The organism is Hymenobacter gelipurpurascens (assembly GCF_900187375.1).
In the GTDB taxonomy this organism is placed as follows: domain Bacteria; phylum Bacteroidota; class Bacteroidia; order Cytophagales; family Hymenobacteraceae; genus Hymenobacter; species Hymenobacter gelipurpurascens.
Genome location: NZ_FYEW01000002.1, coordinates 1113934 through 1137632, shown reverse-complemented (window position 1 = coordinate 1137632; position 23699 = coordinate 1113934). Strand labels below are relative to the sequence as shown.

Sequence of the window (23699 nt, the reverse complement as noted above, 5' to 3'; positions counted from 1 at the left end):
TCTACCGCAGTGGTAAATGATTACTTCTACAACGAAGCGGTAGAGATGCTTCGACTTCGCTCAGCATGACGTTCTTTCGTTTTCTAACGAGACCGACTACATCGCCTTATACTCGTTCCAGCTCTTGATCTTGAGGTCCTTCATTTCCAGGCGGCAGAAGGCTTGTATGAAGGCTTTGGCCAAGCGGGCGTTGGTGAGCAGCGGGATGCCGAAGTCTACGGCCGTGCGGCGGATTTTGTAGTCGTTATCCAACTCGCCCTTCGAGAGGTTCTTGGGGATGTTGATGACCAAGTCAATTTTCTTTTCTTTGAGGTAGGTCAGTACGTTGGGCTCCTGGTAGTCATCGGGCCAGAAGAGCAGGGAGCTGGGGATGCCGTTTTCGGCGAAGAACCGGTGCGTGCCCTGGGTAGCGTAGATGGTGTAGCCCTTCTTCACCAGCAGCTCCGTAGCCGAGAGCAACGCTACTTTCGACTTGATGGGACCACCGGAAATCAGCACCGACTTCTGCGGAATCTTGTAGCCCACGCTCAGCATCGACTTTAGCAGGGCTTCATCGGCCGTGTCGCCTAGGCAACCTACTTCGCCGGTGCTCACCATGTCTACGCGCAGCACGGGGTCGGCGCCGGGTAGGCGGGTGAAGGAGAACTGCGGGGCTTTCACGCCCACGAAGGGTAGGTCGTACACCCGCTCGCTCTCGTCGCGCGCCACTTTCTTGCCTAGCAGCACCTGTGTGGCCTTCTTGATCAGGTTATTACCCGATACTTTCGACACGAAGGGGTAGCTGCGCGAGGCGCGGATGTTGCACTCAATCACCCGGATTTCGCCGGCTTTCTCCAGGAACTGGATGTTGAACGGTCCGCTGATTTCGTAGCGCTTGGCAATCTTCTCGGCAATAATTTTCAGGCGGCGAATCGTGCGCACATACACCTTCTGGGGAGGGTAGTACATGGTGGCGTCGCCGGAGTGCACGCCGGCAAACTCCACGTGCTCAGAAATGGCGTAGCTCACGATTTCGCCCTTGTCGGCTACCGCGTCCAGCTCAATTTCCTTGGCTTCCTGAATAAACTCCGATACCACCACTGGGTACTCGGCGCTTACTTCGACGGCGGCTTTCAGGAACGCCTGCATCTCAAACGCGTTGGAAACCACGTTCATAGCGGCGCCCGACAGCACGTAGCTCGGACGAATCAGCACGGGGTAGCCTACCTCGCCCACAAACTCGAACATAGCGTCCAGCGACGTCAGCTCCTTCCAGCGAGGCTGGGCAATGCCCAGCTCATCCATTATGCTGCTGAACTTGTGGCGGTTTTCGGCCTCGTCAATACGGGCCGGGGCCGTGCCCAGAATGGGCGCGTTGGCGTCGGCCAGACGGGTAGCGAGGTTGTTCGGAATCTGGCCGCCAGTGGAGAGAATCACGCCTTCCGGCTGCTCGAAGTCCAGAATGTCCATCACCCGCTCGAAGCTCAGCTCCTCGAAGTACAGCCGATCCGAAACGTCGTAGTCGGTGGAAACGGTTTCGGGGTTATAGTTGATGATGATGGTTTTGTAGCCCTCTTCGGCGGCCGTCTGCACGGCATTCACGCCGCACCAGTCGAACTCCACGGAGCTACCAATACGGTACACGCCCGAGCCCAGCACCACAATCGACTTGTCGGTTTCGCGGGTCAGGTCGTTTTCGGTGCCGTGGTAGGTGCTGTAGAGATAGTTGGTTTTGGCCGGAAATTCGGCTGCCAGCGTGTCAATCTGCTTGATGACCGGCAGCACGCCCAGGGCCTTGCGGCGGGCACGTACCAGCAACTCGTCGGCTTTCACGTCGCCTTCGCCCAATAGCTTCACGGCAATTTGCTGGTCGGAGAAACCGGCTTTCTTGGCGTCGCGCAGTAGGCCAGTTTCCAGCGCGTCTAGGCCACTGCCGCGCTGCTCGGCCAGCTTGTTGCTCAGCTCGAAGATGGTATACAGACGCTGCAGAAACCAGTGGTCAATCTTGGTCAGATCGTGCACCTGCTCCAGGGTGTAGCCTGCTTCGAACGCCAGGTTGATGGCGAAGATGCGCTCCTCGTTCGGCTCGCTCAGCAGCTTATCAATGGTAGCGTTGTCCACCTGCTCGGGCTTGTTGGCCACGAAACCGCGCTTGCCGGTGTCCAGCATGCGCAAGCCTTTCTGGATGGCCTCCTCGAAGGATTTGCCGATAGCCATTACCTCGCCTACGCTCTTCATAGCGGAGCCAATCTGCCGGTTCACACCCTCAAACTTGGCCAAATCCCAGCGGGGCAGCTTCACCACCACGTAGTCCAGCGCCGGCTCGAAGAAGGCTGAAGTGGTCTGGGTTACGCTGTTTTTCAGTTCCGACAGCGAGTAGCCCAAGCTCAGCTTAGCCGCCACAAACGCCAGCGGGTAGCCCGTAGCCTTGGAAGCCAGCGCCGAAGAGCGCGACAAGCGTGCATTCACCTCAATCACGCGGTAGTCCTCCGACACGGGGTCGAGGGCGTACTGAATGTTGCACTCGCCCACGATGCCGAGGTGGCGGATGGTCTTGATGCCGATGCTGCGCAGCTTGTGGTACTCACGGTTGCTCAAGGTCTGCGACGGGGCCACCACGATGCTCTCCCCGGTGTGAATACCGATGGGGTCGAAGTTCTCCATGTTGCAGACTGTGATGCAGTTATCATACTGGTCGCGCACCACTTCGTACTCCACTTCCTTCCAGCCCTTCAACGACTCTTCCACCAGAATCTGGTCGGACGTGGTGAAGGATTTCTGGGCTAGGGTCCGTAGTTCGTCCATGTTATTGGCGAAACCACTGCCTAGGCCACCCAGCGCAAACGCCGCCCGCACGATAATCGGGAACCCGATTTTCTCGGCGGCGGCCAGCGCGTCTTCCATGTTCGTTACGGCCACGCTGCGGGCCGAAAGCACCCCAATCTGGTCGAGCTTCTCCTTGAAGATGTCCCGGTCCTCGGTATCGATGATGCTCTGCACGGGCGTGCCCAGCACCTTCACGCCGTACTTCTCAAACACGCCGCCGCGGAACAGGGTCACGGCGCAGTTTAGGGCCGTTTGGCCACCAAACGCCACCAGAATGCCATCGGGCTGCTCCTTCTTGATGACTTCCTCCACGAAGTAGGGCGTCACGGGCAGGAAGTACACGTCGTCAGCAATATTGTCCGACGTCTGCACGGTGGCGATGTTAGGGTTGATGAGGATAGTGCGGATGCCTTCCTCTTTCAGCGCCTTAAGGGCCTGGGAGCCGGAGTAATCGAACTCACCGGCTTCGCCTATTTTGAGCGCGCCGGAACCGAGGATGAGAACTTTCTGTGGTTTTTCCATTCTAAGGGTTAGGGTAACAGGCCGCCAGGGCGGTCATGTTGAAAGGCAGTCGTGCTAGGCCGGCTGTGGCCGGTGGTTTTATGAGGTAAGGGTTTACTCGGTGTAAGTGGTGTCGCTTTTCACTATCTCCCATTCGCCCGAGGGGCGCCGGGCCATCCAGAGCCGGACAGTAGCGTCAGCTCGCTCACCATCCAGGAAAAAGCGGAAGGAGAGAGAGTCCTTTGTAGCGCCGAGTTTCTCCATTTTGAAGTTTTTGGCAGTTATCCTTCCCGTTCTATTGGTTATCCGGGGAGAAACTCTAGCCGAACTCATGGCCTTGTTGATCAGATCGGCTGGCTCACCCAGTACGGCTTTCAAAATCGTCCGCTGTCCCATGTTCTTGACGAAATAGAACCCTGCGAAAGCCAAAACACCTAACAACACATACCCCCAATTCGGAAAACCTCTACCTTTTTCTTGCATGAGAGTAGTGCGTTAAGACGTGGTGAATCAGGGGAGAAAGGGACGTCATGCTGAGCGGAGTCGAAGCGTCTTTACCGCTGTATCGGTGTTAAGCTCATCACTAGCACTTCTTCAGCAACTATGGTAGCTTCCAATCCATTTGAAGAATCAAGCCTGCATTCAATGTTGCTTCCGTTTTCTTCGAAGGCCAAATCGAAAATGACGTTTTGGTAACCGAAAGAGTCGAATTCTATTTCAGTTATACCAATGAATTGAATTTCGATTACACAATGCTTGGTTTGCTTGTAGTATCCTTGCTCGTCTAACTCATTCACCATTTCCCATACTTATATGGTGAAGGTGACAGAGTAACGTCCGGTTGGATGAGTTTCAAAAACTACTTTGAGGATTTCCGCATCATGAAAATCCGGCCAGTAGCCAAAATGCTGAAGGACAATCTCAGCATTAATGATTCGGCTAATAGCAGGTTTCTCAATTTCAGACATATCACTGATTAATGAAATCAGATGAAACGGTAGAGATGCTTCGACAAGCTCAGTATGACGTGCGGGAGTAGCGGCAGAGGTCTTCTAGGCCACTCTACTTCGATGCTTTGTACTCGGCTACTGCTTTTAGGAAGTCATCGAACAGGTACTCCGTATCCTCGGGGCCGCCGGCGGCTTCGGGGTGGAACTGGGTGGAGAAGAACGGCTTGGTCTTGTGCTTGATGCCTTCGCAGGTGCCGTCGTTAAGGTTCTCGAACAGCATGGTCCACTCGGCGGGCAGCGTGTCCGTGTCTACCGCGAAGCCGTGGTTCTGGCTGGTGATGTAGCTGCGCTTGGTGCCCGTGAGTAGTACTGGCTGGTTGTGGCTGCGGTGGCCGTACTTGAGCTTGAAGGTGTCGCCGCCCGCCGCCAGGCCCATGAGCTGGGAGCCCAGACAGATGCCGAAAATGGGCTTGTCCTGGCCTAGCGCGGTTTGCAGGTGCTGAATGGTGGGCGTGCACATCTTCGGGTCGCCGGGGCCGTTGCTGAGGAACAGGCCGTCGTAGTCGAGCTTCGTGAAGTCGTAGTCCCAGGGCACCCGAATCAGCTCCACGTCGCGCTGAAGGAAGCAGCGGATGATGTTGGTTTTGGTGCCGCAGTCGACGAGCACGATTTTGTGCTGGCCGTGGCCGTAGTGCTTTACCTCGGTGGGGCTCACCTGGGCTACCAGGTTGTCCTGGTTAGGGTCGTGGAATTCCACATTTTCTTCGGCTACAATCTTGCCCAGCATGGCACCTTTTTCCCGCAGGATTTTGGTGAGCATGCGCGTATCCACCCCGAAGATGCCGGGGATGTTATACTCCTTCAGCCAGTCGCCGAGGCTCTTGGCGGCGTTCCAGTGGCTATGCTCCTCAGAGTAGTAGTTCACCACGAGGCCAGCAATGTGAATCTTGTCCGACTCGAAAATCTTGGAAATCGACTCGTACAATTCTTCGCCGGGTACGCCGTAGTTGCCCACCATAGGGTAGGTCAGCACCAGAATCTGGCCGGCGAAGGACGGGTCCGTGAGGTTTTCGGGGTAGCCGGTCATTGCCGTGCTGAATACCACCTCGCCCGCGGCGGAGGTAAAGGCGCCGAAAGAAGTACCCTCGATTTCGGTGCCGTCTTCGAGAATGAGTTTTACCGATTTAGCGTTTTCCACTCTGTTATGCGAAAATAGGTTTACTCTGTGGTTGATTTTCTGCAGTAGTCAGGCACGCAGCTTTCTTGCTCGTTGAGGTGGGGAAAGCAGCAGGTAGGCCCATCATCCCGATCAACGCTGATCGGAATCTTGTCATGGGAAGGGAATGCAACGATTCGACGCCCCTTTTGCGAGGGCGCGGTGTAGTATCAGTCAGCTTTCGGGACCGTCCGGATACAATTTCGGCTGGAACAGAACCAAACATCAGAGGTCTATTCCAGCCGAACGAGGACTTAAGCCAAACGGGAGCGAAAGAAGGTAGTTCAATCGGTCCCGCGCCCTGCCGCTCCCAGATGTCAGGCATCGGGAAGTCTGGCGGGCACGACTGCTGGGAGGAATAGTTGATGGCTGCTCTTTCATGGAAAGAGCCAGCCGGTTGCTGCGAGACAGTGGCCAATGGCAGCGTGCAGCTAATCAGAAGGGGAGCTTGGCTCGTGAACCTCATCGTGCTACTCATTGGGGCTGCAAGTTAGGCCACAGGTTGCTTACTTTTTTACCTCGACCGGAATAAGTGTGTACAGCGCCTGCAAGAACCGGTCAACTTCGGCCTTGGTGATGTTGAGCGGCGGTAACAGACGTAGTACTCCAGGGTCAGAAGCGTTGCCCACAAAAATGTGGTGCTCAGCTAACAGCTTGTCGCGGATATCCTTGATGGGAAAGTCGTACTTAATGCCTACCATCAGACCGCGGCCGCGGATTTCCTCGGCACCAGCGTTGGCCTCCAGCTCGGAGCGGAGGTAGTGGCCTAGCTCTGTGGCGTGGTTTAGGAGGTCTTCCTGCTCAATCACTTCCAGCACTGCCAAAGCCGCAGCGCAGGCCAGGTGGTTGCCCCCGAACGTGGTGCCCAGTAATCCATAAGATGCCTTCAGTTCTGGCGCAATCAGGATGCCGCCGATGGGGAAGCCGTTGCCCATGCCTTTTGCTACCGAAATAACATCGGGGCGGATGCCAGCGTGCTGGTGGGCAAAGAACTTACCGCTACGGCCGTAGCCGCTCTGCACCTCGTCGGCAATCAGCAGGGCGCCATACTGCTTACACAGCGCGGCTAGGCCAGTCAGGAATTCATCGGAAGGCATGATGATGCCGCCTACGCCCTGAATTGGCTCGATGATGACCGCGCACACGTCGCCATTTTGCAGCACCTGCTCCACCGCCGCCAGGTCGTATTCCACAAAGGAAATGGCGTGGTCGGCGTTGAAGGGAGCTACAATTTTGGGGTTATCAGTAGCGGCTACTGCACCGGAGGTACGGCCGTGGAAGGCACCTTTAAAAGCTACCACGCGCTTTTTGCCGGTGTGAAAGGAGGCCAGCTTCAGGGCATTCTCGTTGGCCTCAGCGCCGGAGTTGCACAAGAACAGCGAGAAGTCCTCGTAGCTCGATACCTGGCCTAGCTTATGAGCCAGCTGCGCCTGAATCGGAATCTGCACCGAGTTGGAGTAGAAGCCGATGTTCTGCAGCTGCTCCGTGAGTCGCTGCACATAGTGCGGGTGGCTGTGGCCGATGGAAATAACAGCGTGTCCGCCGTAGAAATCCAGGTACTCCTGGCCTTTATCGTCCCAGAGTTTCGCTCCTAACGCCTTTACCGGCGTGATGTTAACGAGCGGATATACATTGAAAAGCTCCATTAGAAAAGCACCGATTTGAGGTGAAGTCCTGTCGTTTCGGGCAGCCCGAAGAGCAGGTTCATGTTCTGGATAGCTTGGCCCGAAGCGCCTTTCACCAGGTTGTCGATAACCGAGGTGATGAGCAGTTGCTTGCCGAATTTCTGCACGTGCAGCAGGCACTTGTTGGTATTCACTACCTGCTTGAGGTGAATCTCCTTGTCCGAAACCGTGGTGAACGGCGCATCGTCATAGAACTTTTGGTATAGCTCCCGCGCTTCCTCCTGGGTTAAGTCCGACGGCGTGTAGACGCTGGCGAAGATGCCCCGCGAGAAGTTGCCGCGGTAGGGGATGAAGTGCATGGCGCTGTCTAGCTGCGGCTGCAGCTGCGCCAGACTCTCCCCAATTTCGCCGAGGTGCTGGTGCGTGAAGGGCTTGTAGATGGACACGTTATTAGTGCGCCACGAGAAGTGCACCGTCTCAGACAAGCTCTGCCCTGCCCCCGTGCTGCCGGTAATGGCCGATACATGCACATCATCTGTCAGCTTGCCGGCTTGCGCCAGCGGCAGCAAGGCCAGCTGAATAGCTGTGGCAAAGCAACCGGGGTTGGCAATGCTTTGGGCCTGCTGGATGCGGCTCTTATTCAGCTCTGGCAACCCGTACACAAACTCCCGACCTTCAAATTCGGCATCGGCTTCTAAGCGGAAGTCGTTGCTGAGGTCGATGATATGGGTGGTTTCAGGTAGCTCGTGTTTCTCAAGCCACGCCTTGGAGTTACCGTGGCCTAGGCACAGGAATACCACGTCTTCATCACCGGCCAGCTCTGAGGCAAACACCAGATCGGTCTCGCCCACCAGGTCGTCGTGGACCTGGTAGACGGGGTTGCCGGCGTTGGAAGAGCTGACGATGGCACCCAGCTCCGCGTACTCGTGGTGCAGCAGAATGCGGACAAGCTCACCAGCCGTATAGCCAGCGCCGCCTACGATGCCAACCTTAATTTTCATCGTTGAACGAGCTATGAATCCGCAGCTGGTTGCTGAAGATTTTGATGAAACCCTTGGCGTCGCGGCCATCCCAGGCGTCGTTTTCCTCGCCGTAGGTAGCCACTTTGGAGCGCATCATGTCATATTTCGACTCGATGCCCTGCAGCTCGAACTGGTAGGGCTTCAAGGTCACGAACACCTTGCCCGATACCCGCTCCTGCGACGACGTGAGGAAAGCCTCCATGTCGCGCATCACCGGGTCGAGGTACTGTGCCTCGTGCAGCAGGGTGCCGTACCAGTTGGCGATGTAGTCTTTGTGTAGCAGCTGCCAGCGGCTGGAGGTGTGCTTCTCCAGCAGGTGATGAGCCTTCAGCAAGATCAGCGGCGCGGGAGCCTCGAAGCCTACTCGACCTTTGATACCTAGAATGGTGTCGCCCACGTGGGTGTCGCGGCCAATGGCGTAGCGGCCACCTAGGTCGTTGAGCTCCTGAATAAGCTCTACCGGGTTCATTGACTTGCCATTCAAGGCTACGGGCTCACCCTTGGCGAAGGTGATTTCCACCGTGGTTGGCTCGTTGGCAGTGAGTTGAGTAGGATACGCTGACTCGGGCAGGGCCTGGTGCGAGGTGAGGGTTTCTACACCGCCCACGCTGGTACCCCAAATACCCTTGTTGATGGAGTACTTGGCCTTTTCCCAGCTCATCTCGAAGCCATGCTGATTCAGGAAGTCAATCTCGGCCTGACGCGACAGTTTCAGGTCGCGGATGGGCGTGATAATTTCCGTATTGGGCGCGATAACCGAGAAAGCCACATCGAAACGCACTTGGTCGTTGCCGGCGCCGGTGCTACCGTGGGCGATGTAGTCGGCCTTGTGCTCCCGGGCATACTCTGCCAAGGCCAAGGACTGGAACATGCGCTCCGCGCTGACACTCAGCGGGTAGGTGTCGTTCTTGAGGATGTTGCCAAAAATGAGGTAGCGCAGGCAGTCCTGGTAGAAACGCTGGGTCACGTCGATTACCTCGTGCTTCGAGGAGCCCAGTTCGTAGGCGCGCTTCTCGATGGAGGCTAGCTCTTCCTCAGAAAAGCCGCCGGAGTTGACGATGACGGTGTGAACTTCCAGACCCAGCTCGCGGGTCAGATATACAACGCAGTAGGACGTATCCAAGCCGCCGCTGTAGGCTAAAACTACCTTTTTCATTATTGGCCTTGGGGTGTAAGAATCTCAATGGACTCCTGTACAATCTGGCCGTACTGGTCGTCGAGCTTGTCGTAGACCATGCCGGTGCACAGGCACATTTTGCGCTCGTTTTCCATCAGGATGCCGTAGTTTTTGCAGCTAGAGCAGCCCTTCCAGAAATCGTCGCTCTGGGTTAGTTCGGGGAAGGTAACGGGGCGGTAGCCCAGCTCATTGTTGATCTTCATCACGGCCGCTGAGGTCGTGATACCGAAAATTTTGGCCGCCGGGTACTTCGTGCGGGAGAGTTCAAACACGCGGTGCTTGATGGCACGACCTAAGCCTTCTTTCCGCAGCTCAGTATTTACTATCAGCCCCGAGTTCACCACAAACTTGTTGTCTTCGAAGGTCTCGATGTAGCAGAAGCCCGCCAGCTGCTCATCAATAAAAGCAATGATAGCGTCGCCCTTATCCATCTTCTTAATCAGATAGTTAGGGTCGCGCTTGGCGATACCGACTCCGCGCGATTTGGCGGATTCGGCGTACCACTGACAGAGGGTTTCCACGTACTGCGCGTCGGCAGCATTGGCGACTCGTAAAATCATGGTCGAAGCTCAGTTGGTTGCCTTGGTATACGGCAACAGACTCGGAAAGACGATAAGGGAGGAGCTAGATGCGCGGCGCGCGGCTGTACCGCTACGCTGCAACCAGCGCAGGAGCTGGCAGCAAAAAGAGCCCGGAAAAGCAAAAGGGTGCCGATTTAGCTACTCGCCGAAGCGGAACAGGTAGGCAGAAATCAGCGGGGGAGGCGCACTAGGGCTTACACTCGTGTCAATTCGTTGTTCGTAGAAACTTTCTTCAGCAGGGCCTTAGGTTGTGGGCCCGTTCGTCGGTTTTTATCGCGCTAAAAACCCAGACGAGATATTGCATGCCAGCGCTTAAGCTGGCATTGTTCGCACGACCAGGTTGGGTCGTCGCAGAAGCGCAATAGAAGAGAGACGAATCATGAAGACTGCCGTAAGGCGAGGGAAGTGTTTCTGCGGTTTAAAATGAATAGGACCGCTAAATCGTTGCAAAACTAGATGTTTTTTTTCGGAAACTTTGTCGGCCCGCGGGCAAAAATAGTTGCTGCCTAATGTATTCATTGGGTAGATAGTAGCCGAACAGAAAGTCCGTTTTGGCGCTGCGTGCCCTACTACGCCGCATTTTACCTCTTCCGAAAACCATGCGAGAAGGCCTGAAAATTTTTAAGATTGGCGGCGGCATCATCGACGATGAAGCGCAGCTAGGCCACTTCCTGACGGAGTTGGCCCGCATACCCGGCCGAAAAATTCTGGTGCACGGGGGCGGTAAAGGCGCCAGCCAGATGCTGCTGGACTTGGGCATTGAACCCCAAATGGTACAGGGCCGCCGCATCACTGATGCCGCTACCCTCGACATTGTGACCATGTTCTACGCCGGCAAAACCAACAAGCAAGTGGTAGCGCTGCTACAGGCGGCCGGCGTGAATGCGCTAGGCCTATCCGGCGCCGATGGCAACGCTATTCGGGCAGTGAAGCGCCCAGTAAAGGATATTGACTTCGGTTTTGTAGGGGATTTGCCCGAAGGCAGCATCAACACCACGCTGCTAGGCCAGTTGCTGCAGGCGGGCATCACGCCCGTGTTCTGCGCCATCACGCATGATGGCCTAGGCCAGTTGCTCAATACCAACGCCGATACCATTGCCAGCACCCTGGCCCGTGCTCTAGCAGTGGCCTACGAGGTGGAACTGCACTTCTGTTTTGAGAAGGACGGTGTGCTCTCCGACATCAACAATGAGCAGTCGGTCATTCCGCAGATCATGCCGGCTCAGTATCAGCAGTTGAAAGCCGAAGGCGTCATTGCGGCTGGCATGGTGCCGAAGCTCGATAACGCCTTTGCCGCTCTAAAAGCCGGTGTGGAGCGCGTGGTGATTGAAAACGCACTCAAGATCAACGAACCCGTGAAAACTGTGCTATGCCGGAGCTAATCGAGCAGTTGACCGAGGACGCCATTGAGTTGCTACAGGAGCTGATTCAGACGCCTTCTCTGTCTCGGGAAGAAGACCAGACGGCGGAGCTGATTTTTCGGTTCCTGACCTTCCACGGCACGCATCCAAGGCGCGATAAAAACAACGTCTGGGCCGTGTCGAAGCATTTCGACCCTAGTAAGCCCACCATCTTGCTCAACTCCCACCACGACACCGTGAAGGCCGGCAACACCTGGACCTACGACCCGCTGGGCGCCACCGTGGAAGACGACAAGCTGATTGGCCTAGGCAGCAATGACGCCGGCGCTTCGGCGGTGAGCTTGCTGGCTACATTCCTGTACTTTCACGAGCGCCCCGACCTGGCCTACAACCTAGTCTGCGCCATCACGGCAGAAGAGGAAATATCCGGCGTAAACGGCATCCGGAGTGTGCTGCCCCAGCTAGGCCACATTGACCTAGGGATAGTAGGAGAGCCCACCCAAATGGACCTCGCCGTGGCTGAAAAGGGTCTTGTAGTACTCGACTGCGTAGCCCACGGCCGCACCGGCCACGCCGCCCGTGAGGAAGGCGAAAATGCCCTCTACAAAGCCGTAGCGGACATTCGGTGGTTCGAGCAGTTTCGCTTTCCGGAAGTGTCGCCGCTGTTGGGCCCCGTGAAGATGACCGTGACGCAGATTCAGGCAGGCTCCCAGCATAACGTGGTGCCCGACCGCTGCACCTTCGTGGTAGACGTACGCACCAATGAGTGCTACTCCAACCCGGACGTGGTGGAACTGGTGCGCCGGCATGTCACCTCCGACGTTACGCCACGCTCTACCCACCTCAATTCCTCGCGCATCGAGCTAGACCACCCACTTGTGCAGCGCGGAATAGGCCTAGGCCGTCGCACGTTTGGCTCGGTTACGCTCTCCGATCAGTCGATGATGCTGTTTACCACTGTGAAGATTGGCCCCGGCGACTCCGCCCGTTCGCACACGCCGGATGAGTACATTCTGCTCAGTGAAATCAGGGCAGGCGTACGGGGCTACATCGAGCTACTTGACGGGCTGGTGCTGTGAGTTGAAACTGAGAAAAAGTCATGCCTCGACTCCGCTCCGCATGACGTTGTATTTCTGGATACTGGCTGCTAGGCCTGTTCCAGCGTGGCAATGTCAATTTTTTGCATCTGCAGCATGGCCGCCATTTTGCGTTGGGCGCGGGCCGGATCATCGCTGCGCAATAGCTGCCCCATATTGGTCGGGATTATCTGCCATGATACCCCGAACGGGTCCTTCAGCCAGCCGCACTGGCCGGGCTCGCCGCCGTTGGCCGTCAGCTTGTCCCACAGCTCATCAATTTCAGCCTGATCAGCGCAACTTACAGCTAGCGAAATACCAGTGCTGAATGTGAAACGCGGCCCACCATTCATGGCAATGTACTTTTGCCCCGCTAACTCAAATTCCACCGTCATCACGCTGCCGTTGGGCAGATTTGTCACGCTAGTGATTTTCGAACCCTTGAAAAGGCTGGTGTAAAGCGTTGCCGCTTCTTTGGCTTTATCATTGAACGTCAGGAATGTGGTGATTTTCTGCATAGCTGGTGAAATTTGACGGTTGAGCTGGGATAAAGGTAGTGGCCTACGGTACCCGATAAGGAGGCGGAAGACGACAAAAAACGAGCGTTTTGCGACACCGCTATTTCCCGCCGCTACAAGCCCGCTCAAGCAGATAACACGTAGTACCGATTTCCCGGTCTGGTGCCGGAACCATAAGCAGTTAACACATGAAAATCTGGGATAAGGGCATTGCCGTAGATAAGAAGATTGAACAGTTTACCGTGGGCCGCGACCGGGAGCTGGATATGTACCTCGCGCAGTTTGATGTGCAGGCCTCCAAGGCCCAGGCCAACATGCTGGCGAAGGCCGGATTGCTCTCCAAAGCCGAAAACCAGCAGCTCCAACAGGGCCTCACGGAGCTGGCCGCGCAACTTGAAGACGGCAGCTTCACCATTGAGGCGGAGTTCGAGGACGTGCACTCCAAGATTGAGTATTACCTGACCGAGAAGTTCGGCGACGCGGGCAAGAAAATACATACGGCCCGCTCCCGCAACGACCAAGTGCTGACGGCTATCCAGCTGTTTCTGAAGGACTACACGGAGCGCGCCGCCGCCAAAACGCTGGAGCTGGTCCAGGTGCTCTTGCAGAAAGCCGAGGCGCATAAGGAAGACCTGATGCCCGGCTACACGCATTTCCAGGCTGCTATGCCCAGCAGCTTTGGGCTGTGGTTTTCTGCTTACGCTGAGCACCTGCTGCTGGATCTGGCCCTGTTTGAGGCCGCGCACACCGTAGCCGACCAGAACCCGCTGGGCTCTGGTGCTGGCTTCGGCAGCTCATTCCCGATTGACCGCAAAATGACGACTCAGGAAATGGGGTTCAGCAACCTCGCCGTGAGCAGCGTGGGGGCCCAAATGCTGCGCGGCAAAACGGAGAAGACGGTGGCATTTGCCTTGGCTGGCATGGCGGCCACACTCGCCAAGATGGCTTACGACCTGGTGCTCTACAACGGCCAGGACATGGCCTTCGTGGAGTTGCCCAAGGAGTTTACCACTGGCTCCAGCATCATGCCCCACAAGAAGAACCCCGATGTGTTCGAGCTGATCCGGGCGCGCTGCAATGCCCTGCAGGCTCTGCCCAACACACTCATGCTGGCCACCAGCAACCTGCCCAGCGGCTACCACCGCGACTTTCAGATTCTCAAGGAGTTGCTCTTCGAGCCCATGACCCAGTTCCTGGACATCCTCGACATCGTGCTGTTTGCGCTACCGCAGCTCAAGATTAAGCCTAACCTGCTGAACCAGGAGAAGTACGACGCCGTGTTCACGGTAGAAAATATCAACCAGCTCATCCAAAGCGGCACGCCCTTCCGCACCGCCTACAAGGAGGTAGGCCTAGCCGTGGAAGATGGCAGCTACGTACCGCACAAGGAGTTCCACACCACCCACTTGGGCAGTGTGCACAACCTGGGCCTAGAGGAAATTCAGGCGAAAGTGGCGCGACTGCGCGAAAAGAGTACGTTGGTGAAGAGGTAAACCAGAGGCGCCATAAGCCTCTAAAAGCACGTCATCCTGAGCTTGCGAAGGATGACGTGCTTTTAGTTTGGTGGGTCAGTTTTACTAAGCTATTACTTCAATTGTTTGACTATCCGCATCGTCATCTGAACATCGACCGGTTTGCCATTTTGGTAGCCGGGCCTAAAGCGCCCGATGGAGCGAAAGGCACTGGCTACTTCCGAATCTGTTGCTGCCTCCGATTCTGCCGGGAACGGGCCTAAGGCAGGGCGCCGCACCCGGCCGGTCTGGTCGATAATGAAGGTTACATAAGCTCCGCTGCCGCTGGCTGAGCCGCGCACATGGGTGCTGATAAACATCTGGAGGCTATCCTTGCCTCCTTTCAAGTATATCGGCATTTTCTCTACATAGGTGTAAGGAGCTTGGGCGCCCCCCCTTTGCTGAATGCGCTGGCTGGGCGGAACGGCGTTGGGCATGGGCACCGGAGTGCTCTGCGCAACCGCTGCGATGCTGGCAAGCAATAGGCCTAGGCTCAAGGGTAATGACTTGGATAACAGGATTGGCATAAATAGCTGACAAAGAGTGAAATAATAACGTTCGGGTTGGCTCGCTACCGGTTGCGGCCGTACTGCTCGTGGGAGCTGACCCAGTCACTGCTGCTGATGGCGGAGCCTAGGCTGAGCTCTCCGGCGAGCACCACGCCGGCCACAATCTCCGCGAACTTGTTTACGGTGCCGCGGCCCACGCAGCCCAGCATCCGCAGGCATTCGTTTTGGGTGGCTAGGCCAGTGCCGCCGCCGTGGGTAGCCACAATGAGCGACGGAATAGTGATGCTCAGGTACAGGTCGCCTTCCTTCGTGACTTCGGAGTACAGCACGCCCGCGGAGGATTCTGACACGTTGGCCACGTCTTGGCCCGTGGCAATGAACATGGCCGTGATGCCGTTGGCGGAATGCGCGCCATTGTTGTTGGCCCCGGAGAGGAAGGCACCTACGTTGCTGACTTGCCCGTGGTAGGCCAGTTGCTCGGGCGTTACGCGCATGCGCTGCTGCAGCACATCGCGCTTGATTACGGCCTCGGCTACCACGCGTTTGCCGCGGGTGCGCATCACGTTGATTTGCGAGGCTTTTTTGTCGGTGGCGAAGTTTGATTCGAGGTAAAAGTGGCGGATGAGTGCGCCTTTGTAGTGCTCCAGAATCCAGGAGCAGGCGGCGAATGTGGCGCGGCCCACCATGTTCTGGCCCGCCGCGTCGCCGGTAGAAAAGTTGAAGCGCAGGTACGCGAACTTGTTGGCCAGATAGGTATCGATGTACTGCAGCTTAGCAATGCGGGAGGTGCTTTCTGCCTCGGGGCGGATCTTGTCGATTTCCTCTTCCACCCAGCGGCCAAAGTCGCGGGCCCCGCGGGCATCATCGAACACGAATACTGGCGCGCGCTGCATGGCATCGCCGATGACGGTGCACTTCACGCCCCCGCACATATTCAGGACCTGAATGCCGCGATTGTAGCTGGCTACCAGCGTGCCTTCGGTAGTGGCCATCGGAATGAGGAAGTCGCCCTGGGCATGCTCTCCGTTCACGTGCAACGGACCCGCCAGGCCTACCGGAATCTGGGCCACGCCCGTGAAATGCTCGCAGTTGCCCTGCAGGTCGTGAGCATCGAAGGAGTAGTTCTTCAAGTGCTTGAATTCCTGCCCCGAAAACTCCTCCGCGAACCGCTGGCGGGCCTGAATGGCCGCTTCCGAATAATCGTCTTCCTCGGAGCGCGGAATCTTATTGCCCTGGGCCGGCAGGTTGGCAATGGAGTCTTCTACCTCTACCGTCAGGTCGCCGAATGGGTCAGCCGAGAACTGAACCTGCACCGTGTGGAGGCCTTCGGGCAAATGCTCGGTGGCTAGGTGAAACGTGGCCGACTGGCCTACCGGCAGCGTGAAGCCTGCTCCATCGGCGTTGAAGGTGGTAGCTGGCCGCACGTCGCCCTCGCCCAGGTCCAAGGCAATCTGCTCCACGCCAATGCGGTTGCCATCCAGCACTACGGCCTCCACGCGGGTAATGCGCACGGTATCAAGGCGGTTTTTGATGCTGAAGGCTACGCCCTCGGGCGTGTTGTGCAGGCTGCCGCGGGTATAAAGCAGCTTGAGCAGCATGGGGCTGGGCGTGAAGAGCATAGGGCGGGAGAGGTTAGGTTGGAAGTGTGGGCAGGCTGGGAAGTAAGGTGCTAAATTTTCCCTGCTTAGTACGAAGGAGTTATTTCTTATGACTTGATGATGGTGCCTTCGTCTTCTGAAATGTTAAGGGGAGGACGAAGTATACATCAACCTTTTGTCCGCTCTGGCGGCCCGGCTCAAATTTTCCATTCATCAACCCGACAACCCGTAAGGCTTCGGTGTCAACACTTGGATATAACCCTTTAGCTATTTCAATAGCTTGAAGGCTGCCTGTTTTTGTCACGATAAATTTCACGAATACTCTGCCCTCAAAAGATGGATCAGTAGAAGGTATACGCAAGTGTTGAGCAATGAACTTTTGCATTGCTTCAGCGCCTCCTTTAAACTGAGGCATTTGTTCTACGTGCGTATAAGGGCTGTCAGCAGAGTGAGAAGTTGAAGATTCTGGAAGCCCTACTATGCCGATAGTATTGTCTGCCAGTGGCTGAGTAGATTGTTCAGGAACTTGGAATGCAACTTGTTTTTTGAGCCTCAAAGCGGATTGTTGTGTGCTTTTCCGCACCTGCGCCAGCACCTCCTGCCCCGACAGGCCTAGGCCACATACCAGCACCAGCGCCACCAGAAACCGCCGCAGCTTCTGGCGCAGCAGTGGCCTAGGAGCCAACTGCTCTGGCCGGAACCGCCCGCAGACGCGGCCATCGGGGGAGTTTCGGAAAGCGGCGGTTAAGTCGGCTTGGGTAGAGGTAGTGAAGTCCAGAACTAACCGGTTGCACTGGGCGCAGTGGTGGCCTAGAGCCACGGGCGTCATCTGCTGCCAGTCCTCGTGGCAGGCGTTCAGGCGAACGTTCAGGATAGGAAGCGGGAGCATAGCGGTAGCGGATACGTCCCGGAAAATACGGGTTTATCAGCTAACGTAGGCGAGTGGCCTAGGCCATACAAAGAACCGGAGCCTACTCGAAAAACTCCTGGCCGTTGGCGTCGATGTAGCCCACCTGGCCATCGGGCAGTACCACACGGGCTACGTCGCCCTGAAACGGGTCGGCCTGACGGTAGCGCAGCTCGGTGAGGGTGTTACCTTCCTCATCAAGGTAACCCCATAGGCCGCCGCGTTGCACCAGGGGCAGCACCAGGTTGCCGGAGGTCCGGACGGCATCGTAGGCCAGGGGCTGCACCAGTTTGCCTTTGCCGTTAATGATGCCCCACTTCGCGCCTTGCCGCACGAACAGCAGCCCGTTGTAATTCTCCCGAATCTCATCGTACTCGGCCGGAACGGAGGCAGAGCCCACCGTAAACCGAAAGCCAACTTTGCCATTATTACGCACCAGGTCGCCCTGTTCCAGCGGCTCTTCTTCGGGGGCTGGTGCGGCGGGTTCCGTGAGGCGGTGGCCACTGACATCGATGTCAAAGGTTTCCCCCTGGAGCTCTACCGTTGCGCGGCCCTGCTGGAAACTGGCAGCGCGGGTGTACTGCACGGGCGTTATGGGGTTGCCGCCCCCATCAATGTACCCATACAGCTGACCCTGCCGCACCCAAGCAATTTCGCCCACAAACGGGCCGGCCTCATCATAGTGCAGCGGCAGCACCAGCCGGCGAGTGCGGTCGGCGTAGCCCCATTTGGAGCCCTGCCGAAACGGCACGAGCCGGGTAGGTGCCGTTTGTGCGGAAGCCCACTTTGCTGCCAGCGCCAGCACGGCCAGCAGGACCAAAAAAGCAGGACGATTCATGGGCAACGACAACAGGAAAGCGCGGGGTATTGCAGCGAAGATACGGCGCCCAGGCAAACCTTCTGCCGATGTGGCGGTTGGTTCACTCATTCTTCACCAGCCGGTGCGAATTTTGTAGTCTTCGGGGTAACAGCTTTCAAGGATGTGGCTGGATTTTCCCGCTAGGCCACAGTTGGTGTTGTATCTTTGCCCTCCCTCAACAGGCGTTTGTTTGGCCGCCTTTGCTTTATGTCTTCTTCACTACCGGACTATCCTCGCTTCACGCTCGGCGACAGCTTAACGCCTGAGCAACTGGAGTTCTTTCGTGCATATGGTTTCCTCCATTTTCGTGCTTTTATAAACCCCGATACCGTTCAAAGTCTGCTACGCGCTTCCGAAGATGTTCAGCGCCGCTGGCTGCAGGAAGGGGTGCAGAAAGTAAACGGCGTACCTATCAAATACGGCAAGGATGTGGATGGCACGCCCATTGTGCAGCGCTTTGCCTTCGCCTCCCACCACAGCCCGGTGCTGCACGAGTTTCTGCAGGATCCGCGCTTTCGGGCGCTGTTTCCGTTGCTGGAAGCGCCGCACGGCCGCGTAGGCGAAAACGAGAAAGATGGTCTCGTTATCAACCATTATGTGAACGTGCCGGGCAGTGAATTCTCGCAGATGGGCTGGCACACCGACTCGCTGCGCGACGTGTTCTACGGCAAGAAAATCGGGCCGATGCTCAACGTGGGCGTGCACCTCGATGGTACCCCCGCCACCAACGGTGGCCTACGCGTGATACCGGGCACGCACCGCCAGGGGCTGCGCGACATTCTCTTCCGCAAGAAATACTACAAAGACACCGGCCCCGACTCGCATGAAATAGCCGTAGAAACCGAGCCCGGCGACCTGACCGTGCACGATGGCCGCATGTGGCACCGCGTGGCACAGTCGCCGCTGGTAGGGGAGGCCTCGCGCCGCCGCGTGATGTACGTGCCCATCATCTCGGGCAAGTATGAGCCTAAGCACGAAAATAGCCCCACACCCTTCTACCTGCGGTTTCTGCATTTGGTGAAGTAGCCGTAGCGCAACCGTTTGGAAGCATCTTGTTCCGCTAGGCCACTCGCTCTAGCAGAATAAGATGCTTTCTTCGTCAGGATGCCCTTTCTTTACGGGTTACTTCGGCTTTTCTCTCCCCCTCATCTTACCCACGTTCTCATGCCCTACGCGCTTATTACGGGTGCTTCCCGCGGAATTGGCCGCGCCATAGCAACCGAGCTGGCCCGCTGTGGCTACAGCCTGCTACTGGCTGCCCGCTCCGAAGATCAATTGGAACAGCTGGCCACCGAGTTGCGCCAGCGCCATGGCATAGCAGCCCATGTATACGCTGCCGACCTGGCGGCCCCTGGCGCTGCCGGGAAGCTGGCGTATTGGGCTATGGCCCAGACCTCTGAGCTGGCAGTACTCGTGAACAATGCCGGCTACGGCCTCTGGGGGCGGTTTGAAGAACTTCCGCTGGATCAGCAGCAGAACATGTTGCAGCTGAATATGCTGTTGCCTACCGAGCTCACGCACATGCTGTTGCCCCAATTGCGTCGGCAGCCTAAGGCCTACATTCTCAACGTGGCCAGCACGGCGGCTTACCAGGCGGTGCCTACACTTACGTTGTACGCGGCCAGCAAAGCCTTTTTGCTGAGCTTCTCCCGCGGTCTGCGCTACGAGCTGCGCGATACCAACGTCTCGGTCACCTGCCTCAGTCCCGGCTCCACCACCACCGATTTTGCCGACCGTGCCGGCATGAACGCGCAGCTGCAGGAAACGGCCAACAAAGTCTCGATGACGCCCCAAAAGGTAGCCCAGCAAGCCGTAGCTGCCTTGCTGACTGGTGAAGCGGAGCTCATCCCTGGCACACTCAATAAAGTGTCGGCCCACCTCACCAGCTTCGTGCCCAAGGCCCTAACCGAGAAAATTGCGGCCGGCATCTACGAAAAGCACCTGAAGTAAACATCTCTCTACTGGCCTACGCGCTGGGCAAGGTGCCGTTGCACACGCGGCCAGCCAGCGAGTAGGCCAGTAGCGTGAACGGCACGGCCGCCAGCACATCGTACGTATAGTGTGCGTGCTGCACCAATACCAAACTCCCAATCAGCCCAGTGGCAACTCCCAGCACCCAGCGCCGCCAGCCAGCCGGCACAGTCAGGGTTAGCAACAGGAGGGTGGCAGTGTGCCCGGAGAAGAGCAAATCTTTGGTGATGGGCGACGGCGCGGCGTAGAAGAAGCGCTCCACTAACGGGTCGTGTAGCACTACCAGGCCAGTCGGGGGCTCCAGCGGGACCAGCAGCAAGGTCAGGCACCGGAATACGTGCAGCAGCCAGTACGCCCACAGCGCCCGCAGCAGCCGCAGTGGCCTAGGCAGCAGCGTAATTACGCCTAGGCCTATCCCGAGGTAGATAACCGCAAACGCGTCGCCGGAAACGTCGCGGGCGGGTAGGTTGGCCAGGAGTGGGTCGGGGAGGAGGTAGCCGGGCCGGGCCTGCACCCAGGCAAAGAAGCGCGGCAGCAGCGCCGCCAAAAGCAGCAGCAGCGCCAGTGCGCTGCCCAGCAACCAACGGAACCCAGGCCACTGCCAGGCCACTTTCCAGTTGATGGAATCCGTAGTCGTGGGGGCGAAACCGGGGAGAGATGAAGTAGGAGCAGGCATAGGGTTCAGGAGGCCCCAAAAATACGGCTTCCTTCCGGGAAGGTGGTTTACTGCTAACTGCGTCGTACTTTTTGACTTCTGTTTCGCTCTGCACATTTCCGATGAAGTCATTCTACGCCGCCCTGGCGCTGGGGCTCACGCTCCCGCTGCCTTCCGCCTTCGCCCAAAACCAGGCCCTCAACGCCCGAATTGCCCAGCTCTCGGCGCAAGAAGAGAGTAAAGTCATTGCTTGGCGGCGAGACTTCCACCAGCATCCCGAGTTGGGCAATGAGGAAACGCGCACGGCCGGCATTGTGGCGGCGCACCTGAAAAAGCTGGGCCTGGAAGTACAGACCGGCGTAGGCCGCACCGGGGTAGTGGGCATTCTGCGCGGCGGCAAGCCCGGTCCGGTGGTAGCGCTGCGCGCCGATATGGATGCTCTGCCGGTTACGGAAACCTCCGGCGTGACCTTTGCCTCCACCGTCAAAACCACGTACCTAGGCCAGCCCGTGGGCGTGATGCACGCCTGCGGCCACGATGCGCACACAGCCATGCTCATGGGCGCGGCCGAGGTGCTGAGCCAAGTGAAAAAGGACCTGCCCGGCACCGTTAAGTTTATCTTTCAGCCCGCCGAGGAAGGCTCCCTGCCGGGTGTGGAGGGCGGCGCCAAGCTCATGATAAAAGAAGGTGTGCTCGAAAACCCTAAAGTGGCGGCGGTTTTCGGGCTGCACATCAATGCCCAAACCGAGGTAGGCCAGCTAGCCTACCGGCCCGGCGGCGAAATGGCCAGCTCCGACCGGTTCACCATCAAGGTTATCGGCAAAGGCTCGCACGGGGCCCGGCCCTGGAGCAGCGTCGACCCCGTAGTGACGGCTGCCCAGATCATCATGGGCCTGCAAACCATCGTGAGCCGCCAGGTAAACCTCACCGAGGATGCCGCCGTGGTAACGGTAGGCACGCTCAAGGCCGGGGTGCGCTACAACGTTATTCCAGCTGATGTGGAGCTGAGCGGCACTATCCGGGCTTTCAACCCCAAGACGCAGGAGCAAATTTGGGCCGCCATCCGCCGTACGGCCACCAACATTGCCGAAAGCGCCGGCGCCACGGCCGAAGTGAGCATTGAGCCCTACGTGCCCGTTACCTTCAACAACCTGCCCCTCACGGCGCGCATGCTGCCCACCCTCCAGAATGTGGCCGGCGGCGCAGTCAACATTAAGGAAGTGAAGCCCAATACATGGGCCGAGGATTTTTCTTTGTACCAGGAAAAAGTGCCCGGCCTGTTCGTGTTTCTGGGTGGTATGTCCAAGGGCCAGGACCCCGCCACTACTGCCGACCACCACACCGCCGGCTTCAAGCTGGATGAAAGCGGCTTCACGCTAGGCGTCAGAACGCTGGCTACGCTGGCCACTGATTATCTGGAAATGAACCAGAAATAAGCCCTAGGCCAGTCGTTGCGCCCTTCGCTTCTCCCTGGAGAATTTCTTTCTGTTTTGTCTTCTATTAAGTACTTCATTTGCTCATGAGAGTAACTCATTACGCCCTAACAGGCCTATTGGCAGCGGGTCTGGCCGCCCCTGCCGCCGCTCAAAATACCACCCTCAACGACCGGATTGCTAAGCTCGCTGCCCAGCAGGAAGCCCAGGTAGTTGCCTGGCGCCGCGATATTCATGAGCACCCCGAGCTGGGGAACATGGAAACCCGCACGGCCGGCATTGTGGCTGCTCAGCTCAAAAAGCTAGGCCTGGAGGTGCAAACGGGCGTGGCGAAAACCGGTGTAGTGGCCATTCTGCGCGGCGGCAAGCCTGGCCCGGTAGTAGCCCTACGCGCCGACATGGACGCCCTGCCCGTAACCGAAAGCGTCAATATTCCTTTCGCCTCCAAAGCCCGCACCAGCTACAACGGCCAGGAGGTAGGCGTGATGCATGCCTGCGGCCACGATACCCACGTAGCCATGTTGCTCGGGGCCGCTGAGGTCCTTTCGCAGGTGAAAAAAGACCTGCCCGGTACGGTCAAATTCATTTTCCAGCCCGCCGAGGAAGGTTCGTTGCCGGGCGAGGAAGGCGGCGCCCGTCTGATGGTGAAACAGGGGGTGCTCGATAACCCCAAGGTAGATGCCATCTTCGGCGTCCATATCAATGCCCAGACGGAAGTAGGCACGCTCAAGTACCGCCCTGGCGGCGAAATGGCCTCTTCCGATGTGTTCAGCATCAAGGTGAAAGGCAAGTCGGCACACGGTGCCTACCCCTGGCTGGCTGTGGACCCCGTAGTGACGGCTGCCCAGATTATCATGGGTCTGCAAACCATCGTGAGCCGCCAGGCTGAGCTGACCGAGGATGCCGCCGTACTCACGGTGGGCATGGTGCACGGCGGCGTGCGCAACAACATCATTCCGGAGCAGGTGGAGCTGACGGGCACCATTCGCTGCCTGAACAAGGAAATGCAGCAGAAAATATGGGCGGCGGTGCGCCGTACGGCCACCAACATTGCCGAAAGCGCGGGCGCTACGGCCGAGGTTGATATCACGAACTACGCGCCCGTAACGTTCAACGACCTGCGCCTCACGGAGCAAATGGCGCCCACGCTGCGCCGCACCGCCGGCCCCGATAAAGTAGTGGTGCAGAAGGCCGTAACCGGGGCCGAGGACTTTGCTTTTTACCAGGAAAAAATACCCGGCCTGTTCGTATTTGTAGGTGGCATGCCCAAGGGCAAGAGTCCCGCAGAAACGGCTCCGCACCACACGGCCGGCTTTTTCATTGATGAAAGCGGCCTCACGCTGGGCGTGAAAACCCTGGCTACGCTCGCCGCCGATTACCTCGGTGCCGGTAAGAAATAGCGCCTCCATACACCTGCCAGACTG

At 57.7% G+C, this 23699-nt stretch carries 22 protein-coding genes; 7 read left to right on the top strand and 15 right to left on the bottom strand.

Going from position 1 to position 23699, the window contains the following annotated elements:
* Positions 1–96 precede the first annotated feature (96 nt).
* From carB to CFT68_RS16635, 9 genes are all read right to left on the bottom strand, one after another.
* Positions 97–3327 (bottom strand): carbamoyl-phosphate synthase (glutamine-hydrolyzing) large subunit, encoded by a 3231-nt coding sequence (gene carB / locus CFT68_RS16670; protein ID WP_088844653.1) that lies wholly within the window; start codon positions 3325–3327, stop codon positions 97–99.
* Positions 3328–3420: 93 nt separating this feature from the next.
* Positions 3421–3789 carry a hypothetical protein gene (locus CFT68_RS16665; RefSeq protein WP_088844652.1) on the bottom strand — a complete coding sequence of 123 codons (369 nt, stop codon included), beginning with the start codon at positions 3787–3789 and terminating at the stop codon, positions 3421–3423.
* Between the two features lie 71 nt (positions 3790–3860).
* Positions 3861–4106, bottom strand: coding sequence for an Imm50 family immunity protein (locus tag CFT68_RS22435; RefSeq protein ID WP_088844651.1), 246 nt, complete (start codon positions 4104–4106; stop codon positions 3861–3863).
* 9 nt (positions 4107–4115) lie between these two features.
* Complete coding sequence (locus CFT68_RS21845; RefSeq protein WP_170934840.1) at positions 4116–4274, bottom strand: hypothetical protein; 159 nt, start codon at positions 4272–4274, stop codon at positions 4116–4118.
* Positions 4275–4368: 94 nt separating this feature from the next.
* Positions 4369–5454 (bottom strand): glutamine-hydrolyzing carbamoyl-phosphate synthase small subunit, encoded by a 1086-nt coding sequence (gene carA, locus CFT68_RS16655; protein ID WP_088844650.1) that lies wholly within the window; start codon positions 5452–5454, stop codon positions 4369–4371.
* A gap of 524 nt (positions 5455–5978) precedes the next feature.
* Positions 5979–7118 (bottom strand): aspartate aminotransferase family protein, encoded by a 1140-nt coding sequence (locus tag CFT68_RS16650; protein ID WP_088844649.1) that lies wholly within the window; start codon positions 7116–7118, stop codon positions 5979–5981.
* Positions 7118–8098: an N-acetyl-gamma-glutamyl-phosphate reductase gene (gene argC / locus CFT68_RS16645; protein WP_088844648.1), complete on the bottom strand. Its 981-nt coding sequence runs from the start codon at positions 8096–8098 to the stop codon at positions 7118–7120. The genes CFT68_RS16650 and argC overlap by 1 nt, the downstream gene beginning before the upstream one ends.
* Entirely contained in the window at positions 8088–9278 is a 1191-nt protein-coding gene (gene argG / locus CFT68_RS16640; protein ID WP_170934855.1) for an argininosuccinate synthase, read from the bottom strand. The genes argC and argG overlap by 11 nt, the downstream gene beginning before the upstream one ends.
* Positions 9275–9856, bottom strand: coding sequence for a GNAT family N-acetyltransferase (locus CFT68_RS16635; RefSeq protein WP_088844646.1), 582 nt, complete (start codon positions 9854–9856; stop codon positions 9275–9277). The genes argG and CFT68_RS16635 overlap by 4 nt, the downstream gene beginning before the upstream one ends.
* A gap of 620 nt (positions 9857–10476) precedes the next feature.
* Between CFT68_RS16635 and argB the strand changes: the two genes are divergently transcribed.
* The gene (gene argB / locus CFT68_RS16630) at positions 10477–11259 is read left to right on the top strand and encodes an acetylglutamate kinase (RefSeq protein ID WP_088844645.1); all 783 of its coding nucleotides are present in this window, start codon (positions 10477–10479) and stop codon (positions 11257–11259) included.
* Complete coding sequence (locus CFT68_RS16625) at positions 11247–12317, top strand: M20 family metallo-hydrolase (RefSeq protein WP_088844644.1); 1071 nt, start codon at positions 11247–11249, stop codon at positions 12315–12317. The genes argB and CFT68_RS16625 overlap by 13 nt, the downstream gene beginning before the upstream one ends.
* Before the next feature lie 68 nt (positions 12318–12385).
* On the opposite strand, the gene CFT68_RS16620 is transcribed toward CFT68_RS16625, so the two are convergent.
* Positions 12386–12832 (bottom strand): VOC family protein, encoded by a 447-nt coding sequence (locus tag CFT68_RS16620; RefSeq protein WP_088844643.1) that lies wholly within the window; start codon positions 12830–12832, stop codon positions 12386–12388.
* A 188-nt stretch (positions 12833–13020) separates the two neighbouring features.
* On the opposite strand from CFT68_RS16620, the gene argH reads away from it, so the two are divergent.
* Positions 13021–14325: an argininosuccinate lyase gene (argH, locus tag CFT68_RS16615; RefSeq protein ID WP_088844642.1), complete on the top strand. Its 1305-nt coding sequence runs from the start codon at positions 13021–13023 to the stop codon at positions 14323–14325.
* A gap of 92 nt (positions 14326–14417) precedes the next feature.
* Here the strand turns inward: argH and CFT68_RS16610 are convergent, their stop codons facing one another.
* The 4 genes from CFT68_RS16610 to CFT68_RS16595 all read right to left on the bottom strand — a co-directional run bounded on the left by CFT68_RS16610 (position 14418) and on the right by CFT68_RS16595 (position 18195).
* Positions 14418–14870, bottom strand: coding sequence for a hypothetical protein (locus tag CFT68_RS16610; RefSeq protein ID WP_141106602.1), 453 nt, complete (start codon positions 14868–14870; stop codon positions 14418–14420).
* A gap of 44 nt (positions 14871–14914) precedes the next feature.
* Entirely contained in the window at positions 14915–16471 is a 1557-nt protein-coding gene (locus CFT68_RS16605) for a hydroxymethylglutaryl-CoA reductase (RefSeq protein ID WP_088844640.1), read from the bottom strand.
* Between the two features lie 79 nt (positions 16472–16550).
* A complete protein-coding gene (locus CFT68_RS16600) occupies positions 16551–17090 on the bottom strand; it encodes an energy transducer TonB (protein ID WP_212590426.1) in 540 nt (179 codons plus the stop codon).
* A gap of 331 nt (positions 17091–17421) precedes the next feature.
* Positions 17422–18195 carry a WG repeat-containing protein gene (locus CFT68_RS16595; RefSeq protein WP_170934839.1) on the bottom strand — a complete coding sequence of 258 codons (774 nt, stop codon included), beginning with the start codon at positions 18193–18195 and terminating at the stop codon, positions 17422–17424.
* A gap of 228 nt (positions 18196–18423) precedes the next feature.
* Here CFT68_RS16595 and CFT68_RS16590 point away from each other — a divergent pair, with 228 nt between their 5' ends.
* Together CFT68_RS16590 and CFT68_RS16585 are read left to right on the top strand one after the other, a co-directional pair.
* On the top strand, positions 18424–19242 hold the full coding sequence (locus tag CFT68_RS16590; RefSeq protein ID WP_088844637.1) for a phytanoyl-CoA dioxygenase family protein: 819 nt from the start codon (positions 18424–18426) through the stop codon (positions 19240–19242).
* A gap of 138 nt (positions 19243–19380) precedes the next feature.
* Positions 19381–20166 carry an SDR family NAD(P)-dependent oxidoreductase gene (locus tag CFT68_RS16585; RefSeq protein ID WP_088844636.1) on the top strand — a complete coding sequence of 262 codons (786 nt, stop codon included), beginning with the start codon at positions 19381–19383 and terminating at the stop codon, positions 20164–20166.
* 16 nt (positions 20167–20182) lie between these two features.
* Here CFT68_RS16585 and CFT68_RS16580 read toward each other — a convergent pair whose 3' ends face one another.
* Positions 20183–20863, bottom strand: coding sequence for a phosphatase PAP2-related protein (locus CFT68_RS16580; RefSeq protein ID WP_170934838.1), 681 nt, complete (start codon positions 20861–20863; stop codon positions 20183–20185).
* A 101-nt stretch (positions 20864–20964) separates the two neighbouring features.
* On the opposite strand from CFT68_RS16580, the gene CFT68_RS16575 reads away from it, so the two are divergent.
* Positions 20965–22278 (top strand): amidohydrolase, encoded by a 1314-nt coding sequence (locus CFT68_RS16575; protein ID WP_088844634.1) that lies wholly within the window; start codon positions 20965–20967, stop codon positions 22276–22278.
* 83 nt (positions 22279–22361) lie between these two features.
* Positions 22362–23675 carry an amidohydrolase gene (locus tag CFT68_RS16570; RefSeq protein WP_088844633.1) on the top strand — a complete coding sequence of 438 codons (1314 nt, stop codon included), beginning with the start codon at positions 22362–22364 and terminating at the stop codon, positions 23673–23675.
* The last annotated feature ends 24 nt before the right edge of the window (positions 23676–23699 follow it).

Excerpts from the sequence above, each read along its gene's own strand:
- carB (WP_088844653.1), bottom strand. The coding sequence starts at position 3,327 with ATGGAAAAACCACAGAAAGTTCTCATCCTCGGTTCCGGCGCGCTCAAA.
- CFT68_RS16570 (WP_088844633.1), top strand. The coding sequence starts at position 22,362 with ATGAGAGTAACTCATTACGCCCTAACAGGCCTATTGGCAGCGGGTCTG.
- CFT68_RS16625 (WP_088844644.1), top strand. The coding sequence starts at position 11,247 with ATGCCGGAGCTAATCGAGCAGTTGACCGAGGACGCCATTGAGTTGCTA.
- CFT68_RS16620 (WP_088844643.1), bottom strand. The coding sequence starts at position 12,832 with ATGCAGAAAATCACCACATTCCTGACGTTCAATGATAAAGCCAAAGAA.
- CFT68_RS16665 (WP_088844652.1), bottom strand. The coding sequence starts at position 3,789 with ATGCAAGAAAAAGGTAGAGGTTTTCCGAATTGGGGGTATGTGTTGTTA.
- CFT68_RS16635 (WP_088844646.1), bottom strand. The coding sequence starts at position 9,856 with ATGATTTTACGAGTCGCCAATGCTGCCGACGCGCAGTACGTGGAAACC.
- CFT68_RS16605 (WP_088844640.1), bottom strand. The coding sequence starts at position 16,471 with ATGCTCTTCACGCCCAGCCCCATGCTGCTCAAGCTGCTTTATACCCGC.
- CFT68_RS16595 (WP_170934839.1), bottom strand. The coding sequence starts at position 18,195 with ATGAATCGTCCTGCTTTTTTGGTCCTGCTGGCCGTGCTGGCGCTGGCA.
- argB (WP_088844645.1), top strand. The coding sequence starts at position 10,477 with ATGCGAGAAGGCCTGAAAATTTTTAAGATTGGCGGCGGCATCATCGAC.
- CFT68_RS16590 (WP_088844637.1), top strand. The coding sequence starts at position 18,424 with ATGTCTTCTTCACTACCGGACTATCCTCGCTTCACGCTCGGCGACAGC.
- CFT68_RS16610 (WP_141106602.1), bottom strand. The coding sequence starts at position 14,870 with ATGCCAATCCTGTTATCCAAGTCATTACCCTTGAGCCTAGGCCTATTG.
- CFT68_RS16585 (WP_088844636.1), top strand. The coding sequence starts at position 19,381 with ATGCCCTACGCGCTTATTACGGGTGCTTCCCGCGGAATTGGCCGCGCC.
- argH (WP_088844642.1), top strand. The coding sequence starts at position 13,021 with ATGAAAATCTGGGATAAGGGCATTGCCGTAGATAAGAAGATTGAACAG.
- CFT68_RS16575 (WP_088844634.1), top strand. The coding sequence starts at position 20,965 with ATGAAGTCATTCTACGCCGCCCTGGCGCTGGGGCTCACGCTCCCGCTG.
- argC (WP_088844648.1), bottom strand. The coding sequence starts at position 8,098 with ATGAAAATTAAGGTTGGCATCGTAGGCGGCGCTGGCTATACGGCTGGT.
- CFT68_RS16650 (WP_088844649.1), bottom strand. The coding sequence starts at position 7,118 with ATGGAGCTTTTCAATGTATATCCGCTCGTTAACATCACGCCGGTAAAG.
- CFT68_RS16580 (WP_170934838.1), bottom strand. The coding sequence starts at position 20,863 with ATGCCTGCTCCTACTTCATCTCTCCCCGGTTTCGCCCCCACGACTACG.
- CFT68_RS22435 (WP_088844651.1), bottom strand. The coding sequence starts at position 4,106 with ATGGTGAATGAGTTAGACGAGCAAGGATACTACAAGCAAACCAAGCAT.
- CFT68_RS21845 (WP_170934840.1), bottom strand. The coding sequence starts at position 4,274 with ATGTCTGAAATTGAGAAACCTGCTATTAGCCGAATCATTAATGCTGAG.